This is a genomic window from Vibrio sp. 10N.286.49.C3 (assembly GCF_041469545.1).
GTDB lineage: Bacteria > Pseudomonadota > Gammaproteobacteria > Enterobacterales > Vibrionaceae > Vibrio > Vibrio tasmaniensis_A.
Window position 1 is genome coordinate 53,733 of record NZ_JBFRKT010000035.1, and the last position, 21,756, is coordinate 75,488.

The window sequence follows — 21,756 nt, forward strand, 5'->3', positions numbered from 1 at the left end:
TATAACTTAAATAGAGTGGGGCACCGTGTCATCTTCGCTTTGGTTGCAATGCTTGCAACAGCTTCAAGAAGAGTTACCAGCTACAGAATTCAGTATGTGGGTACGTCCGTTACAAGCGGAGCTCAATGGTAATACTCTAACTCTATTTGCACCAAACCGATTTGTACTCGATTGGGTGCGCGATAAGTACCTAAATAGCATTAACCGTTTGCTACAAGAATATTGTGGTAATGATATCCCGCATCTTCATTTTGAAATTGGGAACAAACGAGTTACTGCTCCAAAATCTGAGACTATCGCCCCAGCTCGTACCCGTACAGCCGCTGATGTGGCCGCTGAATCGTCAGCACCTGCGCAGCTACAAGCTCGTAAGCCTGTTCACAATATCTGGCGTGATGAAGAGCCTGTAGCGGTTGATCTTAACCACCGTTCAAACGTAAACCCAAAACATAAGTTCAATAACTTTGTTGAGGGTAAATCAAACCAATTGGGTTTGGCGGCGGCACGTCAGGTTTCTGATAATCCAGGAACAGCTTATAACCCGTTGTTTTTATACGGTGGCACCGGTTTAGGTAAGACGCACTTGTTGCATGCGGTGGGTAATGCCATTGTTGATAATAAGCCGAATGCGAAAGTGGTTTACATGCATTCTGAGCGCTTTGTTCAGGATATGGTGAAGGCGCTACAAAATAACGCGATTGAAGAATTTAAGCGCTACTACCGTAGTGTTGATGCTTTGCTTATCGATGATATCCAATTTTTCGCGAATAAAGAGCGCTCTCAAGAAGAGTTCTTCCATACCTTTAATGCGCTGCTTGAAGGCAACCAACAGATCATCCTAACCTCTGACCGTTATCCAAAAGAGATCAACGGGGTAGAGGATCGTCTTAAATCTCGCTTCGGCTGGGGTTTGACGGTTGCGATTGAGCCACCAGAGCTTGAGACTCGTGTTGCGATCTTAATGAAGAAAGCCGAAGACCACCAAATTCACCTTGCGGATGAAGTGGCATTCTTTATTGCTAAGCGTTTACGCTCTAACGTTCGTGAGCTTGAAGGCGCATTGAACCGTGTTATTGCGAATGCAAACTTCACAGGCCGTCCGATCACGATCGATTTCGTGCGTGAAGCACTGCGTGACTTGCTTGCCCTGCAAGAAAAACTCGTCACCATTGATAACATTCAAAAGACAGTCGCTGAATACTACAAAATCAAAGTTGCTGATCTATTATCTAAACGCCGTTCTCGTTCTGTTGCTCGTCCACGCCAACTGGCGATGGCACTGGCTAAAGAGTTAACTAACCACAGCTTGCCTGAGATTGGCGATGCATTCGGTGGCCGTGACCACACGACCGTACTGCATGCTTGTCGTAAGATTGCTCAGTTGCGTGAAGAGAGCCACGACATTAAAGAAGATTATTCGAACTTGATTCGTACCCTTTCTTCTTAATACACAGTATTCTTAACCTTAATAAGCAGAACCTTGGCCACGTACTATTACGCAGTGCCATTTAGACCGTAAGAGCAAGATATGAAATTTACCATTGAACGTAGTCACCTGATTAAGCCATTACAACAAGTATCTGGCGCACTCGGTGGCAGGCCAACGCTTCCAATTCTAGGAAATCTACTGATTAAAGTAGAAGATAACGTTTTGTCGATGACAGCAACGGATCTAGAAGTTGAACTGATCAGCCGTGTAACGCTTGAAGGTGATTTCGAAGCGGGCAGCATTACCGTACCTTCACGTAAGTTCCTAGATATCTGTCGTGGCTTGCCAGACAGCTCAGTGATCACCGTGGTATTGGATGGTGACCGTGTTCAGGTTCGCTCTGGTCGTAGCCGCTTCTCATTGGCGACATTACCTGCGGCAGATTTTCCAAATATTGAAGACTGGAGCAGTGAAGTTGAAGTGTCAGTGACACAAGCTGAGCTACGCGGTCTTATCGAGAAAACCCAATTCTCAATGGCGAACCAAGATGTTCGTTATTACCTCAACGGTATGTTGTTTGAGATTGAAGGTTCAATCCTACGAAGTGTCGCAACTGATGGTCACCGTATGGCGGTATCTCAAGCACAATTGGGTGCCGATTTTGCTCAGAAGCAGATCATCGTTCCTCGTAAAGGTGTGCAAGAGTTAGTGAAGCTACTGGATGCACCAGAGCAACCGGTAACGCTGCAGATTGGTAACTCTAATGTGCGTGCTGAAGTTAACAACTATGTCTTCACTTCTAAGCTGGTTGATGGTCGTTTCCCTGATTATCGCCGCGTAATGCCGCAAAATACTACCAAGACACTTGAAGCTGGTTGTGATGAATTACGTTCAGCATTTTCTCGTGCTGCGATTCTGTCGAATGAAAAATTCCGTGGTGTTCGCGTTAATCTTGTAGATAGCGAGATGCGTATTACCGCGAACAACCCAGAGCAAGAAGAAGCGGAAGAAGTGCTAGACGTAACCTTTGATGGTGATGCACTAGAGATTGGTTTCAACGTAAGCTACGTGTTGGATGTTCTGAACACACTACGTTGTGAGCAAGTTCGCATCTCAATGTCAGACGCCAATGCGAGTGCTCTTATCGAGAACGCACAAGACGACAGCGCGATGTACGTTGTTATGCCTATTCGCTTATAAGCGTTGTTTGTGATGTTTACTGATCAACAACGTTTACCTATCGAGTCGTGATTGAAGATTAATATGAAGACGTTATGCCTTTATCGCGCTTAATCGTTAAGCAGTTTAGAAATATAGAAGCCTGTGACATTCAACCGTCATCAGGCTTTAACTTTCTTATAGGGGCTAACGGGAGCGGAAAAACCAGTGTCCTTGAAGCGGTATATCTGCTTGGACATGGTCGCTCATTTAAGAGTTCACTCACCGGCCGTATCATACAAAACGAGTGCAGTGAGCTGTTTGTACATGGCCGTTTTATGACCTCGGATCAATTTGAGCTGCCAATTGGCATTAATAAGCAGCGCGATGGCACCACAGAGGTTAAAATAAGCGGTCAAACTGGGCAAAAATTGGCTCAGTTAGCTCAGGTTTTACCTTTGCAGTTGATTCACCCGGAAGGGTTTGATTTACTAACCGATGGGCCTAAGCATCGCCGCGCATTCATTGATTGGGGAGTCTTCCACAGTGAGTCCGGCTTTTATGATGCATGGGGCAGGGTAAAGCGCCTCAATAAGCAGCGAAACGCCTTATTGAAAACGGCAAAAAACTATCGAGAACTGAGCTATTGGGACCAAGAATTGGCCCGTTTAGCGGAAAGTATCAGCCAGTGGCGTGCCACTTACGTTGAACAGCTTAAAGAAGTCGCCGAAGAAATCTGTGCGACCTTCCTTCCTGAGTTTGAGATAAAGATTAACTATTATCGTGGTTGGGACAAAGACACCCCATATGCCGATATTTTAGAAAAGAATTTTGAAAGGGATCAGCAGCTTGGTTACACCTTTAGTGGGCCAAACAAAGCGGATCTGAAGATAAAAGTGAACGGCACTCCAGTGGAAGATGTCTTGTCACGAGGTCAATTGAAGTTGATGGTGTGCGCGCTGCGAGTAGCACAAGGGCAACACCTCACTCAAATGACAGGTAAGCAGTGCATCTATTTGATAGATGACTTTGCTTCCGAATTAGATAGCCAACGCCGAGCACGTCTTGCTGAGTGTTTAAAGGCGACCCAGGCTCAAGTTTTTGTAAGCTCTATTACCGCTGATCAGATTGCAGATATGCATGACGAAAATAGCAGGATGTTTCATGTGGAACATGGCAAAATAGAGCAAGGATAATTAGTCAGAGAGTAACTATGTCAGATAATTACGATTCATCGAGTATTAAAGTACTGAAGGGTCTGGATGCGGTACGTAAGCGTCCTGGAATGTACATTGGCGACACGGATGATGGTACCGGTCTGCACCACATGGTTTTTGAGGTGGTAGATAACTCTATTGATGAAGCGCTAGCTGGTCACTGTAATGACATCATTGTAACTATCCATGAAGATAGCTCAGTGTCTGTAAGCGATGACGGCCGTGGTATTCCAACAGAATTGCACCCAGAAGAAAAAGTATCAGCAGCAGAAGTAATCATGACGGTTCTTCACGCTGGTGGTAAGTTCGATGATAACTCGTACAAGGTATCTGGTGGTCTGCACGGTGTTGGTGTTTCAGTAGTTAACGCACTTTCTAAGCAAGTTACTCTTACTATCCACCGCGGTGGCAAAATCCACACTCAAACCTACAGCCACGGTGAGCCTCAAGCGCCACTAGCGGTTATCGGTGATACGGATAAAACCGGTACAGAGATTCGTTTCTGGCCGAGTGAAGAAACCTTCACTAACATCGAGTTCCATTACGACATTTTAGCTAAGCGTCTACGTGAGCTATCATTCTTGAACTCAGGTGTATCAATTAAGCTAATTGATAAGCGTGAAGAAGACAAAATGGATCACTTCGAATACGAAGGCGGTATCCAAGCGTTTGTTGAACACCTTAATACCAATAAAACACCAATCATCCAAAAGATTTTCCACTTTGATTCAGAGCGTGATGACGGCATTACCGTTGAAGTTGCAATGCAGTGGAACGATGGTTACCAAGAAAACATCTACTGTTTCACTAACAACATCCCTCAACGCGATGGTGGTGCTCACTTAGCGGGTTTCCGTGCTGCACTAACGCGTACTCTGAACAGCTTCATGGATAAAGAAGGCTTCTCGAAGAAAGCGAAGACTTCAACATCAGGTGATGATGCTCGTGAAGGTTTGACGGCGATTGTTTCGGTGAAAGTGCCAGATCCTAAGTTCTCAAGCCAAACGAAAGACAAGCTGGTTTCTTCAGAAGTGAAGTCTGCCGTTGAGTCTACGATGGGTGAGAAGCTATCTGAGTTCCTAATTGAGAACCCAGGTGAAGCGAAAATCGTTTGTTCTAAAATTATCGATGCAGCGCGTGCTCGTGATGCAGCGCGTAAAGCTCGTGAGATGACTCGTCGTAAAGGCGCATTAGATTTAGCCGGTCTTCCAGGTAAACTAGCTGACTGTCAGGAAAAAGATCCTGCACAGTCTGAACTATATATTGTGGAAGGAGACTCTGCTGGCGGATCAGCTAAGCAGGGGCGTAACCGTAAGAACCAAGCAATCCTACCGCTTAAAGGTAAAATCCTTAACGTAGAGAAAGCGCGTTTCGATAAAATGCTGTCTTCTCAAGAAGTCGCAACGCTAATCACTGCCCTTGGTTGTGGTATTGGCCGTGATGAATACAACCCAGATAAACTGCGTTACCACAACATCATCATCATGACCGATGCCGATGTCGATGGTTCTCACATCCGTACTCTGCTACTGACGTTCTTCTACCGTCAAATGCCAGAGTTGATTGAACGTGGTTACATCTACATTGCTCAACCGCCACTTTACAAAGTGAAGAAGGGCAAGCAAGAGCAATACATCAAAGATGAAGATGCGATGAACCAGTATCAAGTATCTTTGGCTTTAGATAATGCAGAACTGCACGTAAATCCTGAAGCACCTGCGTTTGCCGGTGAAGGCTTAGAGAAGCTTGTTCAGCAATACAATGCAGGCATCAAGCTCGTTGATCGTATGAGCCGTCGCTACCCACGCGCATTGGTTCACGAACTGATTTACGTTCCTCGCCTAACCGCTGAGCAGTGTCATGATGACGCGGTGGTTGAAGCTTGGGGTAAGCAACTAGTAGACCAGCTAAACGGTAAAGAAGCGGGTGCAAGCCAATACAGCCTTGAAGTTGAAAAACATGAAGAGTTAGGTTTAAGCGTTCCTAAGATTGTAGTTCGCACTCATGGTGTAACTCATGAGCACGTACTGAGCATTGATCTGATTAATTCTAAAGAGTTTGGCAAGCTAGCGGATCTTTCTGAAGCACTTGATGGCCTGATTGAAGAAGGTGCTTACATTAAGCGTGGCGAGCGTACTCAAGAAGTTTCTAGCTTCGTTGAAGCTCTGAACTGGTTAGTGAAAGAGTCTCGTCGTGGCCTGAGCCTACAACGATACAAAGGTCTAGGTGAGATGAACCCTGATCAGCTTTGGGAAACAACAATGGATCCTGAAACTCGTCGTATGATGCAAGTAACGATTGAAGATGCTGTTGGTGCTGATCTGTTGTTTACAACGTTGATGGGCGACCAAGTAGAACCGCGTCGTAATTTCATCGAAGAAAACGCACTTAAAGTAGCTAACCTAGACGTTTAGTATCTTTGATACTTCGCTCTTTCGCTTAATTTCTGTGTTAGAGGTGCTCACATACATTCGTATGCTCCGCGCCTCTTCCTTGAACTAAAACGAAATAGCTTCGTCTCAAAAAACTCAATATCTTATTGAAAAGACTGTCAGAAATGACAGTCTTTTTTGTTTTTAAGTGATTGAAAAATATTGGATTTGAAAAATAATTGAAAATAAGCGCTTGAAACTGATTTGTTCAATCCACATATCTAGTTGTGAAGAGGATGACTGTCTTGCTCTACAAGAGAAGAAACAGAACCTTCATAATCGTTGCTAGAGTATCGCTCAATAGAGGATAACTTTGGCAGCACACAATTTAAAAATTGATTCATTGTCATGTCCCAGAGTTGTCATCAAACGAGGTGAAACCCGTGGAATGCGAACTGAATCCCTTAGCTGTTTACTGAATCATTCACAGGTTCGATCTCAGTAAAAATTACAGCTAAGACTATTGCTTACTAAAAGGATAGCATTATGAGAACTGTAGATTTCACTCCACTTTACCGCAACGCAATCGGCTTCGATCGTCTATTCAACATGATGGAAGCGAACACATCGAAGAACTCTTCTGGCGGTTACCCTCCATACAACATCGAGCAAAAAGACGAGAACAACTACCGTATTACTATGGCCGTTGCTGGTTTTGCTGATGACCAATTAGATCTTACTCAGAAAGAGAACATGCTAATTGTTAAAGGTGAGCGTAAAGCAGAAGCAGAGAAAACCTTCGTATACCAAGGTATCGCAGAGCGTGATTTCGAGCGTAAATTCCAACTGGCAGACTACGTAAAAGTGGTAGGGGCAAGCATGGAAAATGGTCTTCTTCACATCGACCTAGAACGCGAAATTCCAGAAGCGATGCAACCACGTAAGATTGCTATTAATGGTAATAGTCTTCTAGAAGGCTAAAGCTATTGGCTTAGCTCAATTGAGTTAAAGCGAATCGGGAAGTAAAAGTGAAAGAGCACCAGTACCTTGAAGAAGGTCGGTGCTCTTTTTTGTATTTGGTTTACAGTAAGCTAAAAGCTTTTATTACTGCTCTGAGTAAGCTTTTTTCACTTCTTCTGCAATAATATTAATGCCTTTCTGCATCGCCTCATCATCTTGCACGTAGTTCATGCGTAGACATTGATGGGCATGATCCCACTCGTCTTCTTGGCCGATAAAGAAGTATTCACCCGGAACAATCAATACGCCACGAGCTTTGAGGCGGTCGTACAGCTCCATGGTGGTAATCGGCAGCTCATCAAACCATAGCCATAAGAAAATCGCACCTTCAGGCTTGTGGATACGGAAACGAGGGTCATCGATCGCTTCTTGTAAAAGCTCAACCGCACGTAGAGATTTGTCTTTATAGAAAGGTTTAATTACCTCGCTGCTTAAGCGCAGTAAATCGCCTTTTTCAATCATGTGATTGGCAATCGCAGGGCCGACACTATTGGGTGCTAGGCTGATAATGCCATTCATGTTGGTCAGAGCTTGTGTCACTTCTTCGCTCGCAATCACGATACCGCAACGCACACCCGGCAAACCAAGCTTAGATAAGCTCATGCACAGAATGGTGTTTTCATTCCAGAACGGTTCGACATCTTCAAAGATGATGTTTGGAAACGGCAGGCCGTAAGCATTGTCGATCAGCAGTGGGATGTTGTTTTCACGCGCCAGCTTATCCAGTTTACGCACTTCTTCATCGGTCAGTACGTTACCAGTTGGGTTGGTTGGACGAGAGGCGCAGATAGCGGCAACCGAGTCATCAACCTTGAGCTGTTCAAAATCAACGTGGTATTTAAACTGGCGGTTTTCTAGCAGTTCGATCTCTGGGTGGTAAGAGATAAAAATATCGTCATCAATGCCCGCATCGCCGTAGCCGATGTATTCTGGTGCGATCGGCAACAATATCTTCTTGTGAGAACCGTCTGGCTGTTGACCCGCTAACAAGTTGAATAGGTAAAAGAAGCCACTTTGACTGCCGTTGGTCAGGCTGATGTTTTTCTCGCTGATGTCCCAACCATAGGTCTCTTTCAGCATTCCAGCTAACGACTTAATGAAGCTGTCTTTACCTTGTGGACCATCGTAGTTGGCGAGGGCGGCAATGAGTTCTCCACTGGCGAGCATGTCGGCACTGGCTTGGTTAAAGTAATCGAGCATGGCTGGGATAGCGGCTGGGTTACCACCACCGAGCATAATTGCACCAGGAGTTCGCAGGCCATCATTCAAATCATCCATTAAACGAGTGATTCCAGAGTATCGATTAAACTTTTCACCAAACTTTGAGAATTGCATTGCTTCGTATACCTAATTCATTGTGATTATTATTCGTAGATTATGATCAATCTTATGAACCCGAGCGTGGCGGGTTACAGTGGGTAATCTTTGAACATACCGCAATGTTTTTGCGGCGCAAAGCACGAATTGCCCTCACACGGAAAAAACTTCTCTTCTCACCGCTCCCGTTTAATCACTTTTTTCACTTTAAACTGAACTCAAACTGAATAGAACGACGGCAAATGTCAGAGCAATGTGAGGAAGGTCACTCTTGGATTGCTCAAAAATAGCGCACTGAATATTATTTCCTCCGAAGAAAAAACAACCTATCTATCTTTTGGAGAAACGAATGTTAACTAATTTATTTGTTAGAACTCAGCTATTTATTCAATCTTTTAATAATGATCAACGTGGTGTTACAGCGATTGAATACGCAATCCTAGGTGTGTGTATGTCAGCAATCGTATTGGCTGTATTTAACGACTCTCTTCGTGAAGCTTTAGAAGGTGCTATCACAACCATCACTAATAATATTGAAGCCGCTAATTCGTCGCCAAGTGTAGGTTAATTAATGCCTCATAAACTGTGGTGGTTAATTCCCTTAGCCACCATGGCTGCAATCGTCAGTTATCAAGATATCCGATACCGAATAATACCTAATGGAGTGGTGGTAGCTGTTGCTCTCTTGGGTGTTTTTTATATCTGTCAAACCGAAAAGTTTGAGCAGTTTTATAACTTTTTCATAGTGTTAGCCGTCGGCGCAGTTTTATTTTATTTCAATGTTATAGCTGCTGGAGACAGTAAATTATTGGCTGCATTCAGTTTAATGGTATCGCCCAATATGATGTTGTTGGCGGTTAATGTGATTTTATTTGCAGGTGGAACCCTGGCGATTACTCAGTGGGTATTAGGAAAAACAACTGGTAATTCTGAGTGGATAAATAGAGGCGTTCCTTATGGGGTACCTATTTGTCTAGGAAGCCTACTAGGTATAGCTGCATCGTTATAGGTGAATCATGAACTCCAAAATCATTCTTGGCTTAGCGTTTCTCGCTATATCTATAGGCCTCTATGGTGTGGTGAATGTACCGATGGATACTTTCCCCGTTCAGCCTGAAGAACCAATTATAGAAGTGACTTTTAAGGTATGGAAACTAACTCACCCGGCAGTGAAAGGTCAGCAGCTGAAGCGTAGCGACTTCGTTATAGAGTACTTGCCTGAAGCTCGTGCAGCGCTATTGGGAATCGATCGAAACATTGAGTTAGATTGGAATGCTCCTCAATTCGCAGTGCATGACATTGCCGCATATGAGCTGGTGGACTCGAATATGTTGACATCTCCCGGAGACAGTCAGTACTTACAGGCGGTGATCCGCCCTGGATTTGTGCCTTATAACGTTACGGTACCGGGAAGAGATGTATTAGGTGGCACCATCGCAGTCGGAGATTTAGTCGACATATCTGTTCTTTCAACGCCGGATCAGAACTTATCAAGTGAGGATACGGTGTCAGATATCCAACATCTCACTATGGTGCCATTACTGGCTCAAATACCGGTTTTGGACATGGTGACGTCAGAAAAAGCAGTAAGCACGTTAACGTTGGAAAAAGAGACTCAGGTGACATTGATCTTACAAGTGACGAATCAACAACTGGCACAACTCACGGTGGCACAGCGGATTGCAGAAGTGGCCGTGCATAAATCATTGGGTAAGGAATTTTCTGATGATCTAGAAGCTGATTCTTCAGACATCATTCCAAGCAGTGGCGGCACTGGTGGAATTCGTGAATACCGTTTTGAGTAGGGCGTTAACCATGAAAACAACAATGTTGACTTTAGTATTGGTTCTGCTGCTTCCATTCGAGGTTTTGGCTCAAGGCTCGACTAATTTAGCTCAGGGAGAAGCTAAAACCTTTTCGATTCGAGGGGAAATCGCTTCTGTTTTTATCTCAGGGAAGAATATTGCAGATTACCAAGTGATTGATAGTAATAAGGTCGTGGTGTTTGGGAAGAATATAGGATCTGCCTCGTTTATCGCATTTGATGCGAAAGGACGTGAATTATTTAACCGCTTATTGTTGGTGAATAAAAGTTATCGCGAAATAGAGCAACAAATTGATGTGTTATTTCCCGATGCGGAAGTGTTTGTAGCAGGCATCGGTGAGAACGTTGTTCTGAGTGGTGTCGTCGCTAATGAACAGGAAAAGGATAACATTCACCAGTTGGTGGGTGAGCTTTTGGGGAAAACAGCGAACTCAACCTCTTTTCAAATGAGTGATGAAGAGAGTGACGACATTGATGTGGGTTTTATGACTCAACTTAATTACGCAGGCGTCGTGAATAATATCGAAATATCAGCGACTAAGCAGGTGAACGTTAAGTTGACCATTGCAGAGGTATCGCACTCTTTTATGCAAGACTTCGGCATCAAGATGGGCAGCAATGGTACGCCCGGCATCTTTGTGGATCAACTTACTCATTTTAGTGCTAGCGATATTGTCTCTGTTATTTCAGCTTTAGGTACCGATAGCGTTGGTCAAGTTCTAGCTGAACCTAATTTGTCGGTGATTTCAGGTGAGAAAGCGAGTTTCTTAGTGGGTGGAGAACTGCCCGTTGTGACGGTTATAGATGGTGCAACCAACGTTGAATATAAGGAATTCGGTGTGCGACTGGGATTACTGGCTAAGGTGCTTCGAGATGACAAAATTAAGCTAGCACTGACACCAGAGGTTAGCTCCCTAGATGGTAGTTACAGCAGTGACAACTTTGATTTACCAGCATTAAGAACACGACGCGCCCAGACAACCGTGGAACTGGGGGATGGACAAAGCTTCGTTCTTGGTGGGTTGCTTAACAGTGAAGAGAAAGAGTCACTGACTCGAATTCCCTACATTGGTGATATACCTATTATCGGTGCTTTGTTTCGCCATACAGGAACCGAACGTAGTAAAACTGAGTTAGTCATTGTAGCGACCGTTAATTTAGTTCAACCAGTCAAAGCGGAGCAGATCCAATTACCGACGATGAAAAAGACTAGCACGCTCAAGCGCTTTTTTGGACTAGGCAGTGGCTATGAACAATCACAACAAAAGTGGGCTGATGAAGTTTTGTCTGCTGGAGGGTTTAGCCAATGAAATCATTGATGGTTACTTTGTTTACCGCCGTCATTATTACAGGGTGTGTTGACCGTATATCGGAGCCTCGCGGAACGGAAGTTGAAGTTTTTCCTGTGACTTATCAGCTTAAACTTCGCTCTGACCAACCCCAGTTGGTGACCAGAAAAGTGAGTGAGTTTATCTTGGGTTACCCTAAAAATGTAAAGGTGGCGCAATGGAAAATACGCACCAAAGGGAGCGGGAATCAGGCGCTTTATAAAGAGGTTGTGAGCCAGTTAATCCAAGCTGGTGTGATGTCGAGTCAGATTGAATACAGTCAAATAGGTTATAGCTCAAATGAGCATAACTCAAACGCATCAGATCCGTTACCACTAGAGAGTCGCTTTGACTTAAGTCTTTCAGTCACAACATATAAGACCAAACTAGAAATTTGCCGCCAGGAACGGGTCGGCGAGTATGGGAATGGAAGCTTAGGGTGCAATGTGGACACGAGCCGTTGGCAGTCAATGGTCAACCCGCACAAAGCAATCTAATTACTAACTGTTAGAGAATTTCAGATGTTTGATTTAGTGAATAAACTAAACAGTGCGGAACCTAAAAAATCGGAGAAACAGAATCGTTGTGCGATGCTTTTCCAAACCGAGATATGCCGCGACTTCATCCAAAAATCGTTCAGATTTGAAGGGTTGATTGAGCCTAGCTCGTTCGCCAGCCAAGACACAAATGTGACTAGATTAGAGCAATACCCAGATGTTGAAGTGGTATTTGTTGAATTAAATCAAAGCCAAGATATTGTCGCTGATGCTCAGTTATTGACTCATACCTTACCTCCTCATGTGTCAGTGATCATTATTGGCAGTGAAGATACCATATCCATCATTCGAGCCTTAAGACAGTTGGGTTTCTATTACTTGTTTTGGCCAGCGGGTGAAGCGGAAACGATCGATTTTTATCACAACGTTTCCCGTAACCACGCAGCACAACAAGGCGTGAGTACAAATCGTAAAGCCAAGCAAATAGCAGTCATGGGCGTGAAAGGTGGGGTCGGTACTTCACTAGTCGCGTGTGAGATATCTCGCCGTTTGGCCAAGCATCAAAATGCGAGTACTTTGCTAGTCGACTATACCTACACTGGCAGCAATATTGACGTGATGTTAGGGCTTAAGAAGTTTACTAAGCGCAGTGTTCAAAAAGGCACCCTTACTACAGGAGTGGATAATGATATCGCGACAAGCTTGGTACAAAATATTGAAAAAAATTTGTCACTTCTTGCGGTGGAATCAGATGAGTTTGGCCGTGATGAGTTATTCCAATACACCCAGTCTTTAAAGAAGCAGATGATTTCAAGTCATGCCTTTGTCGTGGAAGACTATTCTCACACTGCGACAACCAATGAAGAGTTTAGACAAGCGGTGGGGAAACTAGATGCTTTAGTCTTGGTATTTGATGCAACAGTATCGTCATTAAGAGAGCTGAATCGAATTCGTTCTGAAATCGACGTGCATTATCCCAACCTTGTCGTACTGACGGTAATGAACCGCTCTCGACCACATAACGCAGCGTCAATTAGTGAGGCGGATGTAGTTAAGTATTTTGGTCGAGAGGCAGACGCGAATTTAGTGTTTGATTTCAAAGCTAATCAATACCTACTTCAAGGTGAGTTGCTTAGTGAATCACGTTCTGAAATGAAATACGGACTGCAAATGTTAGTTGCCTTATTGATGGGAGAGAAAGTTGCGGAAAAAACAGCATTTTCATTCTTCCAGTGGTTAAAACGGTAAGGGGACGATATGGAACATGCACAGCGCATTTATTTACAACTGCGTAAGCAGATATTTGATGCACTTGATGCCAGTGTTATTGAAAGCTTACCGCGTCTAGAGTTAGAAGCTCAGTTAGCTAGCGCAGTTGATATGCTAGTGAGTCGAGATCAGTTATCTATTTCATCACTGGCAAAATCAGAATATGTCACCAGCATGGTACATGAGTTAGTTGGCCTCGGGCCTTTGCAGGTGTTGATGGATGATGACTCGATCACCGACATCATGATCAATGGCCCACAACAGGTTTATATTGAGCGTCATGGCTTAGTCGAGAAAGCACCTGTTCGATTTATCGATGAGAAGCAGTTGCTTGATATTGCTAAGCGCATCGCTAGTCGTGTTGGGCGCAGGGTCGATGAGTCTTCTCCTACTTGTGATGCCCGCTTAGATGATGGTAGCCGTGTGAATATTGTCATTCCTCCTATCACATTGGAAGGGACGTCAATCTCGATTCGTAAGTTTCAAAAGCAAAGTATTGGTTTTGAAGAATTAGTTGAATTTGGGTCTCTTACTCCCGAGATGGCAGGTTTACTTCAATTAGCTGCACGTTGCCGACTCAATATTCTTGTATCTGGTGGTACGGGATCGGGAAAAACAACGTTACTTAATGCTTTATCACAGCATATATCAGAGGGTGAACGAACCGTCACTATTGAAGATACCGCTGAGTTAAGGCTTCAGCAGTCACATGTTGTTCGAATGGAAACTCGTCATGAGGGCATTGAAGGGACGGGGGCTATTACCGCTCGAGATTTAGTGATTAATTCACTGCGAATGCGCCCAGACCGAATTATTGTGGGTGAATGCCGTGGTGGTGAAGCGTTTGAAATGCTGCAAGCCATGAATACTGGGCACGATGGTTCAATGTCTACGTTGCACGCCAATACACCACGAGATGCTTTGGCTCGTGTTGAATCAATGGTGATGATGGCGACCAATAATTTGCCCTTAGAAGCGATCCGCCGCTCAATTGTAAGCGCGGTCGATTTAGTCGTTCAGGTCAGCCGATTGCATGATGGTTCTCGAAAGATCATGAATATCACTGAAGTGGTCGGTATTGAGGGAAGTAACGTGGTGTTAGAAGAGTTGTTCTCTTTCCAAACTTCACCTCACAGCCCTGATGGTCGCATTCGAGGTAGTTATGTGACATCTGGTGTTATGGCTCGTTCTGCGCTTTATGAAAAAGCCCGTTTCTTTGGTGTAGAGCAGAAGTTAACTCAAGTGATTGAGTCTATGACACTCAATCAATAGGAGTGAGACATGTATTGGTTGATTATTTTGGGTGGGGTAATACTCATGATTGTTGCGCTTAAGCCGAATAGAGCTCCTTCTGTTGATGAGTATTTATCACAGCAAGCGAAAGGTAATCTGAAAAGCGATCTGAGTTTTACGCAACAAGCGGTTAATTTTGCCAGTCTTTCTGATCGTAACTTCAAACAGAAACTTCGTGTGCGTTGGGATAACTTACAGCGCCAACTTGGAAAAATGGCATTAGGTAAGGTCGTCATTTTTTCTGTTGTAGCACTGCTTGCGATCGGCACTCTTAATCAAATGTCACTGCGCTTACCTTGGTTTGAAATTTTGCCTTTGACTCTCATTATCGCTTGGTTTTTTGGTTATCTCCATTTACAGAAACGAGAGAAAAAACGCTTTGAAGAAACCTTCCCTGATGCGTTGAACATGCTGGCAAGTTCCCTTAGTGCGGGTGAAAGCATAGGGCGAGGCATTGGGTATGTAGGGAAGAAACTTGAAGGTGAGGTAGGTAAAGAGTTTAAGCTGATGAGCGAGCGCCTCAATTTAGGCGAGCCGATTGATGATGTGTTTCGTAAATCTTGTCGTCGCTTTCCGTATCCGTCGTTTCATTTTTTTGTCATTACCTTGCGAGCTAACATGCAAAGAGGGGGGCAATTAAAAGAGGTGATGTCACGTCTGAATCGACAAATGTTCGAAGCGAGAGCTGTAGAAAGAAAAAAGTTTGCTCTTACTTCAGAGGCTCGTATCTCCGCAAAAATTGTAGGAGCAACACCATTCTTCTTTCTGTTTATTTTGCAGTTTCTTAGTCCTGAAAATTTTGAGTTCGTAATGCACCACCCAGAAGGGAGACCGATTCTTTACTACCTCATCACAAGTGAAAGTATCGGCATGCTGATCATCTGGGCGTTAATGAAAAAGGTGAAGTAATGGCTTCTTCAATAAACTTCTCGAACGTTGGGTTATTTTTCGCCTGGGCCGGCGTAGCATTTGGCTTGTTGCTCATATTTTATTGGTTAGTCGTGTGTACTCAGAAAAAACACCGTATAGCAGCCTTAGCGAAACATCATCGATTGGCCGATCAGTCAAAAGAGGCAGAAATCAAACTGAATCGTTGGTTGACGCCCATGTCGACTATTTTCGTCACCTCCGAAAGTGATATTGCAGTGCGCTTTGCTAATGCAGGCGTGAGTGACATCCGGTGGGCTCAATGGTTTATGCCACTGAAGTACAGTGCGTTGTTTATCGGGCAAGTGGTTGTTGCAGGCGTGTGTTGGTTTATTGAGGTTTCGTCTGAATCATGGATCGCGATAGCTGCGGGGTGGGCTATGGTGGTTATTGTGATGCCTGACCTAGTCTTGAGCTCGATGGCTAAAAACCGTCAACGTCGAATCTCTCGTCAAATGCCGTATCTGATTGACCTAATGGCGATTTGCGTCCAAACCGGCATGACAATCGAAGCATCAATGAAATACCTCTCCATTGAAATGAAAAGCTTTGATAAAGAGCTTTCTAGCTTGTTGGAGGTGACAAACCAACGGGCTCGTTTGGTCGGAATGGAAAATGCCTTAGAGGAGTTGTATCGCAAGGTTCCATCACCAGAAGTTCGTAGTTTTGTGATGACGCTGACGCAGAGCATTCAACATGGATCCTCGATTTATAACGTGTTAACGACGTTGGCAGGCGATATTCGAGAAGTGCAAATGCTAGAGCTGGAAGAAGAAATAGGGAAGTTAGCTGCCAAGATGTCGATTCCACTGATCGTGTTTATCTTGATCCCAATTGTATTCGTAATTGCCGCTCCGGGGGTAATGAGGATGATGCTTAATGTTTAAGAAAATAATCGCGCTAACGTTAGTTTTAATGTTGGCGGCATGCAGTTCAACTCAAGCGAGTTGGCAGAAAGATGAGTCAAAAGAGGCTATCTATCAAAAAACACATAATTACGTTCAGTTAACCCGTTTGTATAAAAATCAGCTGCAGCAATACGACGCTGATGAAGTGAGAGAAAAACTCTCGAATACATATTTAGCTATGGGCGATGCTGAGTCGGCTCTGTTTTACATTGCCCCTGTTACTCAAAAACCACAACCCAGTGTGAACAGTTTATTGATGCAAGCGAAAGCATACGGTGAATTAGGTCAGTACCCAGCAGCGATCAGTAGTGCTAAACAAGTATTAGTGGAAAATGCTACACATGCGGCAGCCGAGAATTTACTGGGAACGTTTTATGGTTACAGCTATCAGTTTGATCTATCTCGTCGGTATTTTGAACGCGCGCGCGAGCATTTTTATGACTCGGTATCAGTGAATAATAATTTGGCTGTGCTCGATATTACGCAAGAGCATTATCAAGCAGCTATGGAGCGTTTATTACCATTGTATAAGCGCGGTCAGATGAACGAACAGATGATGGCAAACTTGACGTTGAGTATGGCTAAGTTGGGCCACTACCCGTTTGTCGAAAGTGTGTTGAGTGAAAGATACAGCAAGCACCAAATCCAAAAAATTTATCAGGCGTTGCGCCACCACACTCCTTATTCATTAGAGAGCCAAACGCTGGCAGTCAGTGGTCTTTCGTTATCGGAGGAGGCGGGTAATGCGATATAAGCAAAAGGGTGTCGCGAGCATAGAGTTTGCGGTGGGCTTTTTTGCTTTTTGGTTGATGTGTATGGCGTGGGTTGAGATGAGCTATATCTCGTACATTTCTGCGATCAACGACTTGGCGGTTTCAGAGGTGGCTCGCACAGCTAAAAAGGGCTCAGGAAATTATCTCGATACGGTAGATAAGGTTTTGCACCGAGAAGGCAGTATCTGGAATCAGGTTGTTAATGGCGACAATTTTCAAGTCACGATTCACTACTCTAAAAACCTGAGTGAGTTAGCTAGTATTACAGACCAATGCAGTATTTCTGGTAGTCAAAAATTTAAAGAGTGTGGTGATGCTGATAACGCAGCGCTTGCCATTTATCGAATTAACTACCGTTTTTCACCTATCTTTAGCTACTTCTTCACGACTCAGAATTTAATGAGCAGAGAGATGATTGTTGTGCAGGAATATGAAAGGTCAAAATTTGAAATTTAGAACCCTAAAGCATGGGAATTTGAAGAGTAAGCAGCAGGGGGTTTTTAGTATTGAGTTTGCCATGGTCACTGTATTTTTCAGCTTATTGATTGCTTTCAGTGGTGACGTGATCATCAAGCTTTCATTGAAAGGAAAACTCGATCGACTCTCTTATTCACTGGTCAATGTACTTAAAGAGAGAACCCAACTTTATGATACTGATTATCAGCTTACAACTAAAGAAGTCGATGATATTGATATCATTGCTCAGCATTCCTTACTGCGTACCTTTGGTCATTTTGAACGGGAACACTATGGGTTGTTGGTGGAAGAGTTGAGCTTCAAACAAGTGGGTACCCCCAACCCCGCGATCAGTGAAAAACGCGGTGTTGTTGCCTGCAGAATAAAGCAAACCATTGATTCATTAGAGTCCATGACGGTAGTGACTAACCGAGGTCGAGAAATGCCCCTGTACCGAGTGACGGTTTGTTATGAATCGGATAATTGGATTGGTGGTATTTTGGGGCGTGAGTTTACTCACGTGATGTCTGATTCTGTCGTGATCGGCAGGTAGAGCGAAGAGAAAGGTTATGAAACACGCTATGCGTAAGCAGTCTGGCCATGCAGCTATGCTGTTTGCCATTATGATCCCAGCTTTGTTTGGAGTGTTTATGCTTGGTTCTGATGGTGCCCGCGCATTACAAACCAAAGCTCGATTAGAGGAAGCTTCAGAAGCGGCTGTTCTAGCGGTATCAGCAAAAGATGAGCAAGACCACCAATTGGCGGAGCGCTATATTCAGCATTATCTATATGACATGGACTCGATCCTAGATATTGAAGTTAAGAAGCTAGGGTGTGATGAGATACCTGAATGTATTGCTGCTACGGAAAGAGGCGAAGCACGCTACTTTGAATATCGTGTTGCGGGTCAAACACTGCACAAGTCCTGGTTTCCTGGTAACGATGTGATTTCTGGCTTTGGTGATAGCTTCAATGTGACGGGATCATCGAAAGCACGACGCTATCAAAGCCAGCCGATAGACATTACTTTTATCGTCGATTTTTCAGAATCTATGAATGACTCGTGGAGTGGTGGTCGGCATTCTAAGCTAAATGATCTGAAAGACATTATTGAAGATGTGGCTGATGAACTCGGCGCGTATAACGATCTATATCCAGAGCACCCTCATCGGGTTGCACTTACCGGTTTTAATCGCCGAACCATCAATAAAGATAAGAATGATAACTTAGTAGTTCGCGATCAGCGGGTAGTTTCAAGAGAAGGTGAATACGATAAAGACGATACGGTGAATTTTAACAAAACGATAGCTCAACAATTTATCGTTAAAGGAGAAGCCTCGCGTGTGCCTAATGGCGATGATGATGCACGGTTCTACGACCTCTATTTTACCACCGACTTTTCATCCTTCACTAAAAAGGTCAAGAAATTCAAAGCTGGGGGAGGCACTGCTTCGCTGCAAGGCATTATTCGTGCAGGGCAAATTGTGACTTCAATGTCGAAGAACCAAAAGCAGCTGATCATTATTCTGTCTGATGGGGAAGATTGGAATCACTACGCAGGGCAAACCAATAAGCTTGTATCGAAAGGTATGTGTAGCAACATTCTCAATATGGTCAACGGCGGCAAAGTTTCGGCAGATAATACGCATGATGACATAGAGGTAATTGGCGGGGTAAGCCAAGGAATGATGACACCTGATGGTGAACGAATGAACGCGCGCATGGCTGTGATTGGTTTCGATTATGAACTTAATAAAAACGTGGGTCTGCGTAATTGCGTTGGCCGAGATAATGTTTATAAGGCTGAAAACAAGGAAGACATTCTCAATAAAATTTTGGGATTAATTACGGAAGAAGTGGGTCACTTAGCGCAATAGAGGTATGTGACATCCTTTTTATTAACTGAATATTATTAAGAGAGCAAAAATGAAAACGCTTATATCTGTTATGTCTTTATTTACTCTGTCGTTTTCTATACTGGCAGCCCCTTTAAAACCAGATACTAACGAACTACTTTATCATTACTGCCATATGGGCGACTCTGAACTAGAGAAGACGGTAACGATCGGTCAGGGGAAGAAAGTGATGTATCACCAAGGCCCGTTCATGCAAGTGAACGCAAGCACAGCTAATCAAGCGATTAAAAATCTGATTCAAGATAAGTTAACTCAAGTATCAGAAAGTGCTGATTGCGCACAATACTTACTGAGTCGAACTAAATTTGTAGAAGGTAAGTTGGCTCGTGAGGTGTTGGCTCGCGTGACTTTTGATTTCGATGATGATGAACTGAATCAAAAATCTCGTTATTTATTGTTAAAACTTATAGCTAAACTTGAACATCAAACTCCCGAATTTATTGTTACGGGGAATACCGACTCAAAAGGTAGTGATAGTTACAACTTAAGCTTAGGCTTACAGCGCTCGAATGCTGTTGTTAGGTATTTGAAAGAGCAAGGCGTAAGTATTGAAGACCTGACAGTGAGTTCACAAGGTGAGGCGACCCCAGTGCAGAGTAACGAGACTGAATCCGGTCGCCATAACAATCGCAGGGTTGATATTCACTCTTAACCCTGCCCTACAAATTTAACTTGTTGGGAGCAGTATTTTTAAAACGACACCCACGGATGGGTTATCTGATTGCTCAAACCAGATTGTCCCTTTGTAGCTATGGAGTATCTCATCACATAGCGCCAAACCTAACCCCGTACCATGGGTCTTCTGATCGGCTCTTACGCCACGTTGAAATAAGGTTTGGCTGATCGAGCTATCTATTACTGGCCCATCATTATAAATCTCAATCAGGATCTGCTGTTCGCTTTGAGTGGCTTTGAATTCGATAGAGGTTTGTGCGAACCGATAAGTATTTTCTAATAGGTTACCGAGCACTTCCATAAGATCATCTTTATTAAGAGGCACGGTCTGTTGGTCGTCAAACTGAGTGATGAATTGGATCTTTTTGTCGGCGTGAACTTTAGTAAACATTTCTACTAGGCTGTCGAGGATTGGTTTTATCGGTGTCGATGAAGTCGTTATACCTTTAACGCCTAGCGAAGCCCTTTTGAGTTGTGCCTGAATTAAGCTATCCATTTCTAACAGTTGTTGGTTGATTTGGTCATTCTTTGTTTTGGATGAGTCTTCATCAAGCAATGCTTGAGAAACTGTCACGCGAGTCTTCAAACTATGGGCGAGATCATTGAGAGAACGCTTATAACGCTCCTGATTTTCTTTTTGTTGGTATAGCAATTCGTTCAATGCACTGGTGACGCTATGTAAATCTTCAGGGTATGACTGGGCTAATTGGTTTTGTTTACCCTGCTTTATGTCATTCAGTTCATTCTCTAGTCGAGTAAACGGCGCAAAACTAATACGATAAAAAACCAAAAGTAGAGCACTGATCAAAGCAAGCGCAACCACTAACACTCCAACCGCGGTGTATTTTAACTGATGTATGGGTTCTATTTTCTCTTCGACCCTTTGGGTAAAGATAACTCTGCCATCTTTTTTTTCCTGGAAACCTTTCCAGAGAATTGTGTGGACAATAAAAGCGGCGCCATTCGGTCTTTCAACCAAACGAATAGTATCTATGGGGAAATTTAGATCATGACACAGTTCGTTGACTTGAGATTGGCTGACGCCTATCTCTGATAGCAGCTTAGCTCGTCTTTCAATATTTACTGATGTCCATACTTGTTGATTGTTGTGATCACATAGAGTGACGCTAGTGTTGGGAGACTCTTTCGCATAGAACCTATCCCACTCCGTCAATGGCGGTATTTCCCCAGAAGACAGCAGTTCATTGATTACAGCAGGCAATTCTCGAAGGGTATTTTTCGAGTAGTACTCAAAAAGTTGGTGTTTTTGACTGTTGTAGTAGAACCAGGCGCTAGTGAGTACCATTGAAATCATAATGGAAGCAGCAACGGCGAACGTTCGACGCCTAAATTGGGTTTTGTACAGTCTTTTCATA

21 protein-coding genes are annotated in these 21,756 nt (G+C 43.8%); 19 read left to right on the plus strand and 2 right to left on the minus strand.

Going from position 1 to position 21,756, the window contains the following annotated elements; all coding sequences use genetic code 11:
- Nucleotides 1-25: 25 nt before the first annotated feature.
- The 5 genes from dnaA to AB4180_RS15510 all read left to right on the plus strand — a co-directional run bounded on the left by dnaA (nucleotide 26) and on the right by AB4180_RS15510 (nucleotide 7,157).
- Nucleotides 26-1,447, plus strand: a complete 1,422-nt coding sequence (gene dnaA, locus AB4180_RS15490; RefSeq protein ID WP_009848136.1) for a chromosomal replication initiator protein DnaA — start codon at nucleotides 26-28, stop codon at nucleotides 1,445-1,447.
- A gap of 81 nt (nucleotides 1,448-1,528) precedes the next feature.
- Entirely contained in the window at nucleotides 1,529-2,629 is a 1,101-nt protein-coding gene (gene dnaN, locus AB4180_RS15495) for a DNA polymerase III subunit beta (RefSeq protein WP_017107516.1), read from the plus strand.
- A 74-nt stretch (nucleotides 2,630-2,703) separates the two neighbouring features.
- Entirely contained in the window at nucleotides 2,704-3,783 is a 1,080-nt protein-coding gene (recF, locus tag AB4180_RS15500; protein ID WP_102249186.1) for a DNA replication/repair protein RecF, read from the plus strand.
- A 17-nt stretch (nucleotides 3,784-3,800) separates the two neighbouring features.
- Nucleotides 3,801-6,218: a DNA topoisomerase (ATP-hydrolyzing) subunit B gene (gene gyrB / locus AB4180_RS15505; RefSeq protein WP_102249187.1), complete on the plus strand. Its 2,418-nt coding sequence runs from the start codon at nucleotides 3,801-3,803 to the stop codon at nucleotides 6,216-6,218.
- 504 nt (nucleotides 6,219-6,722) lie between these two features.
- The gene (locus AB4180_RS15510; protein ID WP_009848140.1) at nucleotides 6,723-7,157 is read left to right on the plus strand and encodes an Hsp20 family protein; all 435 of its coding nucleotides are present in this window, start codon (nucleotides 6,723-6,725) and stop codon (nucleotides 7,155-7,157) included.
- A gap of 123 nt (nucleotides 7,158-7,280) precedes the next feature.
- On the opposite strand, the gene AB4180_RS15515 is transcribed toward AB4180_RS15510, so the two are convergent.
- Nucleotides 7,281-8,531 carry a valine--pyruvate transaminase gene (locus tag AB4180_RS15515; RefSeq protein ID WP_102249188.1) on the minus strand — a complete coding sequence of 417 codons (1,251 nt, stop codon included), beginning with the start codon at nucleotides 8,529-8,531 and terminating at the stop codon, nucleotides 7,281-7,283.
- Between the two features lie 331 nt (nucleotides 8,532-8,862).
- Between AB4180_RS15515 and AB4180_RS15520 the strand changes: the two genes are divergently transcribed.
- Genes AB4180_RS15520 through AB4180_RS15585 form a run of 14 tightly spaced genes read left to right on the plus strand, consistent with a single transcriptional unit; the run spans nucleotide 8,863 to nucleotide 20,357 of the window.
- Nucleotides 8,863-9,081 (plus strand): Flp family type IVb pilin, encoded by a 219-nt coding sequence (locus tag AB4180_RS15520; RefSeq protein ID WP_009848142.1) that lies wholly within the window; start codon nucleotides 8,863-8,865, stop codon nucleotides 9,079-9,081.
- 3 nt (nucleotides 9,082-9,084) lie between these two features.
- A complete protein-coding gene (locus AB4180_RS15525; RefSeq protein WP_102249189.1) occupies nucleotides 9,085-9,522 on the plus strand; it encodes a prepilin peptidase in 438 nt (145 codons plus the stop codon).
- A gap of 7 nt (nucleotides 9,523-9,529) precedes the next feature.
- Nucleotides 9,530-10,318, plus strand: coding sequence for an RcpC/CpaB family pilus assembly protein (locus AB4180_RS15530; protein WP_017096601.1), 789 nt, complete (start codon nucleotides 9,530-9,532; stop codon nucleotides 10,316-10,318).
- Between the two features lie 10 nt (nucleotides 10,319-10,328).
- A complete protein-coding gene (locus AB4180_RS15535; protein WP_102249190.1) occupies nucleotides 10,329-11,648 on the plus strand; it encodes a type II and III secretion system protein family protein in 1,320 nt (439 codons plus the stop codon).
- Nucleotides 11,645-12,163 (plus strand): hypothetical protein, encoded by a 519-nt coding sequence (locus AB4180_RS15540; protein ID WP_102249191.1) that lies wholly within the window; start codon nucleotides 11,645-11,647, stop codon nucleotides 12,161-12,163. Before AB4180_RS15535 ends, AB4180_RS15540 begins: the two co-directional genes overlap by 4 nt.
- 24 nt (nucleotides 12,164-12,187) lie before the next feature.
- A complete protein-coding gene (locus AB4180_RS15545; RefSeq protein WP_102249192.1) occupies nucleotides 12,188-13,411 on the plus strand; it encodes a P-loop NTPase in 1,224 nt (407 codons plus the stop codon).
- Between the two features lie 9 nt (nucleotides 13,412-13,420).
- A complete protein-coding gene (locus tag AB4180_RS15550; protein WP_102249193.1) occupies nucleotides 13,421-14,704 on the plus strand; it encodes a CpaF family protein in 1,284 nt (427 codons plus the stop codon).
- Nucleotides 14,705-14,713: 9 nt separating this feature from the next.
- Nucleotides 14,714-15,634 (plus strand): type II secretion system F family protein, encoded by a 921-nt coding sequence (locus AB4180_RS15555; RefSeq protein ID WP_102249194.1) that lies wholly within the window; start codon nucleotides 14,714-14,716, stop codon nucleotides 15,632-15,634.
- Nucleotides 15,634-16,539: a type II secretion system F family protein gene (locus AB4180_RS15560; RefSeq protein ID WP_017099664.1), complete on the plus strand. Its 906-nt coding sequence runs from the start codon at nucleotides 15,634-15,636 to the stop codon at nucleotides 16,537-16,539. The genes AB4180_RS15555 and AB4180_RS15560 overlap by 1 nt, the downstream gene beginning before the upstream one ends.
- A complete protein-coding gene (locus tag AB4180_RS15565; RefSeq protein WP_009848151.1) occupies nucleotides 16,532-17,314 on the plus strand; it encodes a lipopolysaccharide assembly protein LapB in 783 nt (260 codons plus the stop codon). Before AB4180_RS15560 ends, AB4180_RS15565 begins: the two co-directional genes overlap by 8 nt.
- Complete coding sequence (locus AB4180_RS15570) at nucleotides 17,304-17,789, plus strand: TadE/TadG family type IV pilus assembly protein (RefSeq protein WP_009848152.1); 486 nt, start codon at nucleotides 17,304-17,306, stop codon at nucleotides 17,787-17,789. Before AB4180_RS15565 ends, AB4180_RS15570 begins: the two co-directional genes overlap by 11 nt.
- Entirely contained in the window at nucleotides 17,764-18,342 is a 579-nt protein-coding gene (gene tadF, locus AB4180_RS15575) for a tight adherence pilus pseudopilin TadF (protein WP_102249195.1), read from the plus strand. Before AB4180_RS15570 ends, tadF begins: the two co-directional genes overlap by 26 nt.
- A 16-nt stretch (nucleotides 18,343-18,358) precedes the next feature.
- A complete protein-coding gene (locus AB4180_RS15580; protein ID WP_017096594.1) occupies nucleotides 18,359-19,666 on the plus strand; it encodes a TadE/TadG family type IV pilus assembly protein in 1,308 nt (435 codons plus the stop codon).
- Between the two features lie 49 nt (nucleotides 19,667-19,715).
- Nucleotides 19,716-20,357 (plus strand): OmpA family protein, encoded by a 642-nt coding sequence (locus AB4180_RS15585; protein WP_102249196.1) that lies wholly within the window; start codon nucleotides 19,716-19,718, stop codon nucleotides 20,355-20,357.
- Nucleotides 20,358-20,372: 15 nt separating this feature from the next.
- Here the strand turns inward: AB4180_RS15585 and AB4180_RS15590 are convergent, their stop codons facing one another.
- Nucleotides 20,373-21,755, minus strand: a complete 1,383-nt coding sequence (locus AB4180_RS15590; RefSeq protein ID WP_102249197.1) for a sensor histidine kinase — start codon at nucleotides 21,753-21,755, stop codon at nucleotides 20,373-20,375.
- Between the last annotated feature and the right edge of the window lies 1 nt (nucleotide 21,756).

Bases quoted from the DNA above. Each gene is read 5' to 3' on its own strand.
- AB4180_RS15570 (WP_009848152.1), top strand. From the start codon at position 17,304: ATGCGATATAAGCAAAAGGGTGTCGCGAGCATAGAGTTTGCGGTGGGC.
- AB4180_RS15535 (WP_102249190.1), top strand. From the start codon at position 10,329: ATGAAAACAACAATGTTGACTTTAGTATTGGTTCTGCTGCTTCCATTC.
- AB4180_RS15525 (WP_102249189.1), top strand. From the start codon at position 9,085: ATGCCTCATAAACTGTGGTGGTTAATTCCCTTAGCCACCATGGCTGCA.
- AB4180_RS15515 (WP_102249188.1), bottom strand. From the start codon at position 8,531: ATGCAATTCTCAAAGTTTGGTGAAAAGTTTAATCGATACTCTGGAATC.
- AB4180_RS15545 (WP_102249192.1), top strand. From the start codon at position 12,188: ATGTTTGATTTAGTGAATAAACTAAACAGTGCGGAACCTAAAAAATCG.
- recF (WP_102249186.1), top strand. From the start codon at position 2,704: ATGCCTTTATCGCGCTTAATCGTTAAGCAGTTTAGAAATATAGAAGCC.
- dnaN (WP_017107516.1), top strand. From the start codon at position 1,529: ATGAAATTTACCATTGAACGTAGTCACCTGATTAAGCCATTACAACAA.
- AB4180_RS15565 (WP_009848151.1), top strand. From the start codon at position 16,532: ATGTTTAAGAAAATAATCGCGCTAACGTTAGTTTTAATGTTGGCGGCA.
- AB4180_RS15510 (WP_009848140.1), top strand. From the start codon at position 6,723: ATGAGAACTGTAGATTTCACTCCACTTTACCGCAACGCAATCGGCTTC.
- AB4180_RS15590 (WP_102249197.1), bottom strand. From the start codon at position 21,755: ATGAAAAGACTGTACAAAACCCAATTTAGGCGTCGAACGTTCGCCGTT.
- AB4180_RS15530 (WP_017096601.1), top strand. From the start codon at position 9,530: ATGAACTCCAAAATCATTCTTGGCTTAGCGTTTCTCGCTATATCTATA.
- tadF (WP_102249195.1), top strand. From the start codon at position 17,764: ATGAAAGGTCAAAATTTGAAATTTAGAACCCTAAAGCATGGGAATTTG.
- AB4180_RS15520 (WP_009848142.1), top strand. From the start codon at position 8,863: ATGTTAACTAATTTATTTGTTAGAACTCAGCTATTTATTCAATCTTTT.
- AB4180_RS15580 (WP_017096594.1), top strand. From the start codon at position 18,359: ATGAAACACGCTATGCGTAAGCAGTCTGGCCATGCAGCTATGCTGTTT.
- AB4180_RS15540 (WP_102249191.1), top strand. From the start codon at position 11,645: ATGAAATCATTGATGGTTACTTTGTTTACCGCCGTCATTATTACAGGG.
- AB4180_RS15585 (WP_102249196.1), top strand. From the start codon at position 19,716: ATGAAAACGCTTATATCTGTTATGTCTTTATTTACTCTGTCGTTTTCT.
- AB4180_RS15555 (WP_102249194.1), top strand. From the start codon at position 14,714: ATGTATTGGTTGATTATTTTGGGTGGGGTAATACTCATGATTGTTGCG.
- AB4180_RS15560 (WP_017099664.1), top strand. From the start codon at position 15,634: ATGGCTTCTTCAATAAACTTCTCGAACGTTGGGTTATTTTTCGCCTGG.
- AB4180_RS15550 (WP_102249193.1), top strand. From the start codon at position 13,421: ATGGAACATGCACAGCGCATTTATTTACAACTGCGTAAGCAGATATTT.
- gyrB (WP_102249187.1), top strand. From the start codon at position 3,801: ATGTCAGATAATTACGATTCATCGAGTATTAAAGTACTGAAGGGTCTG.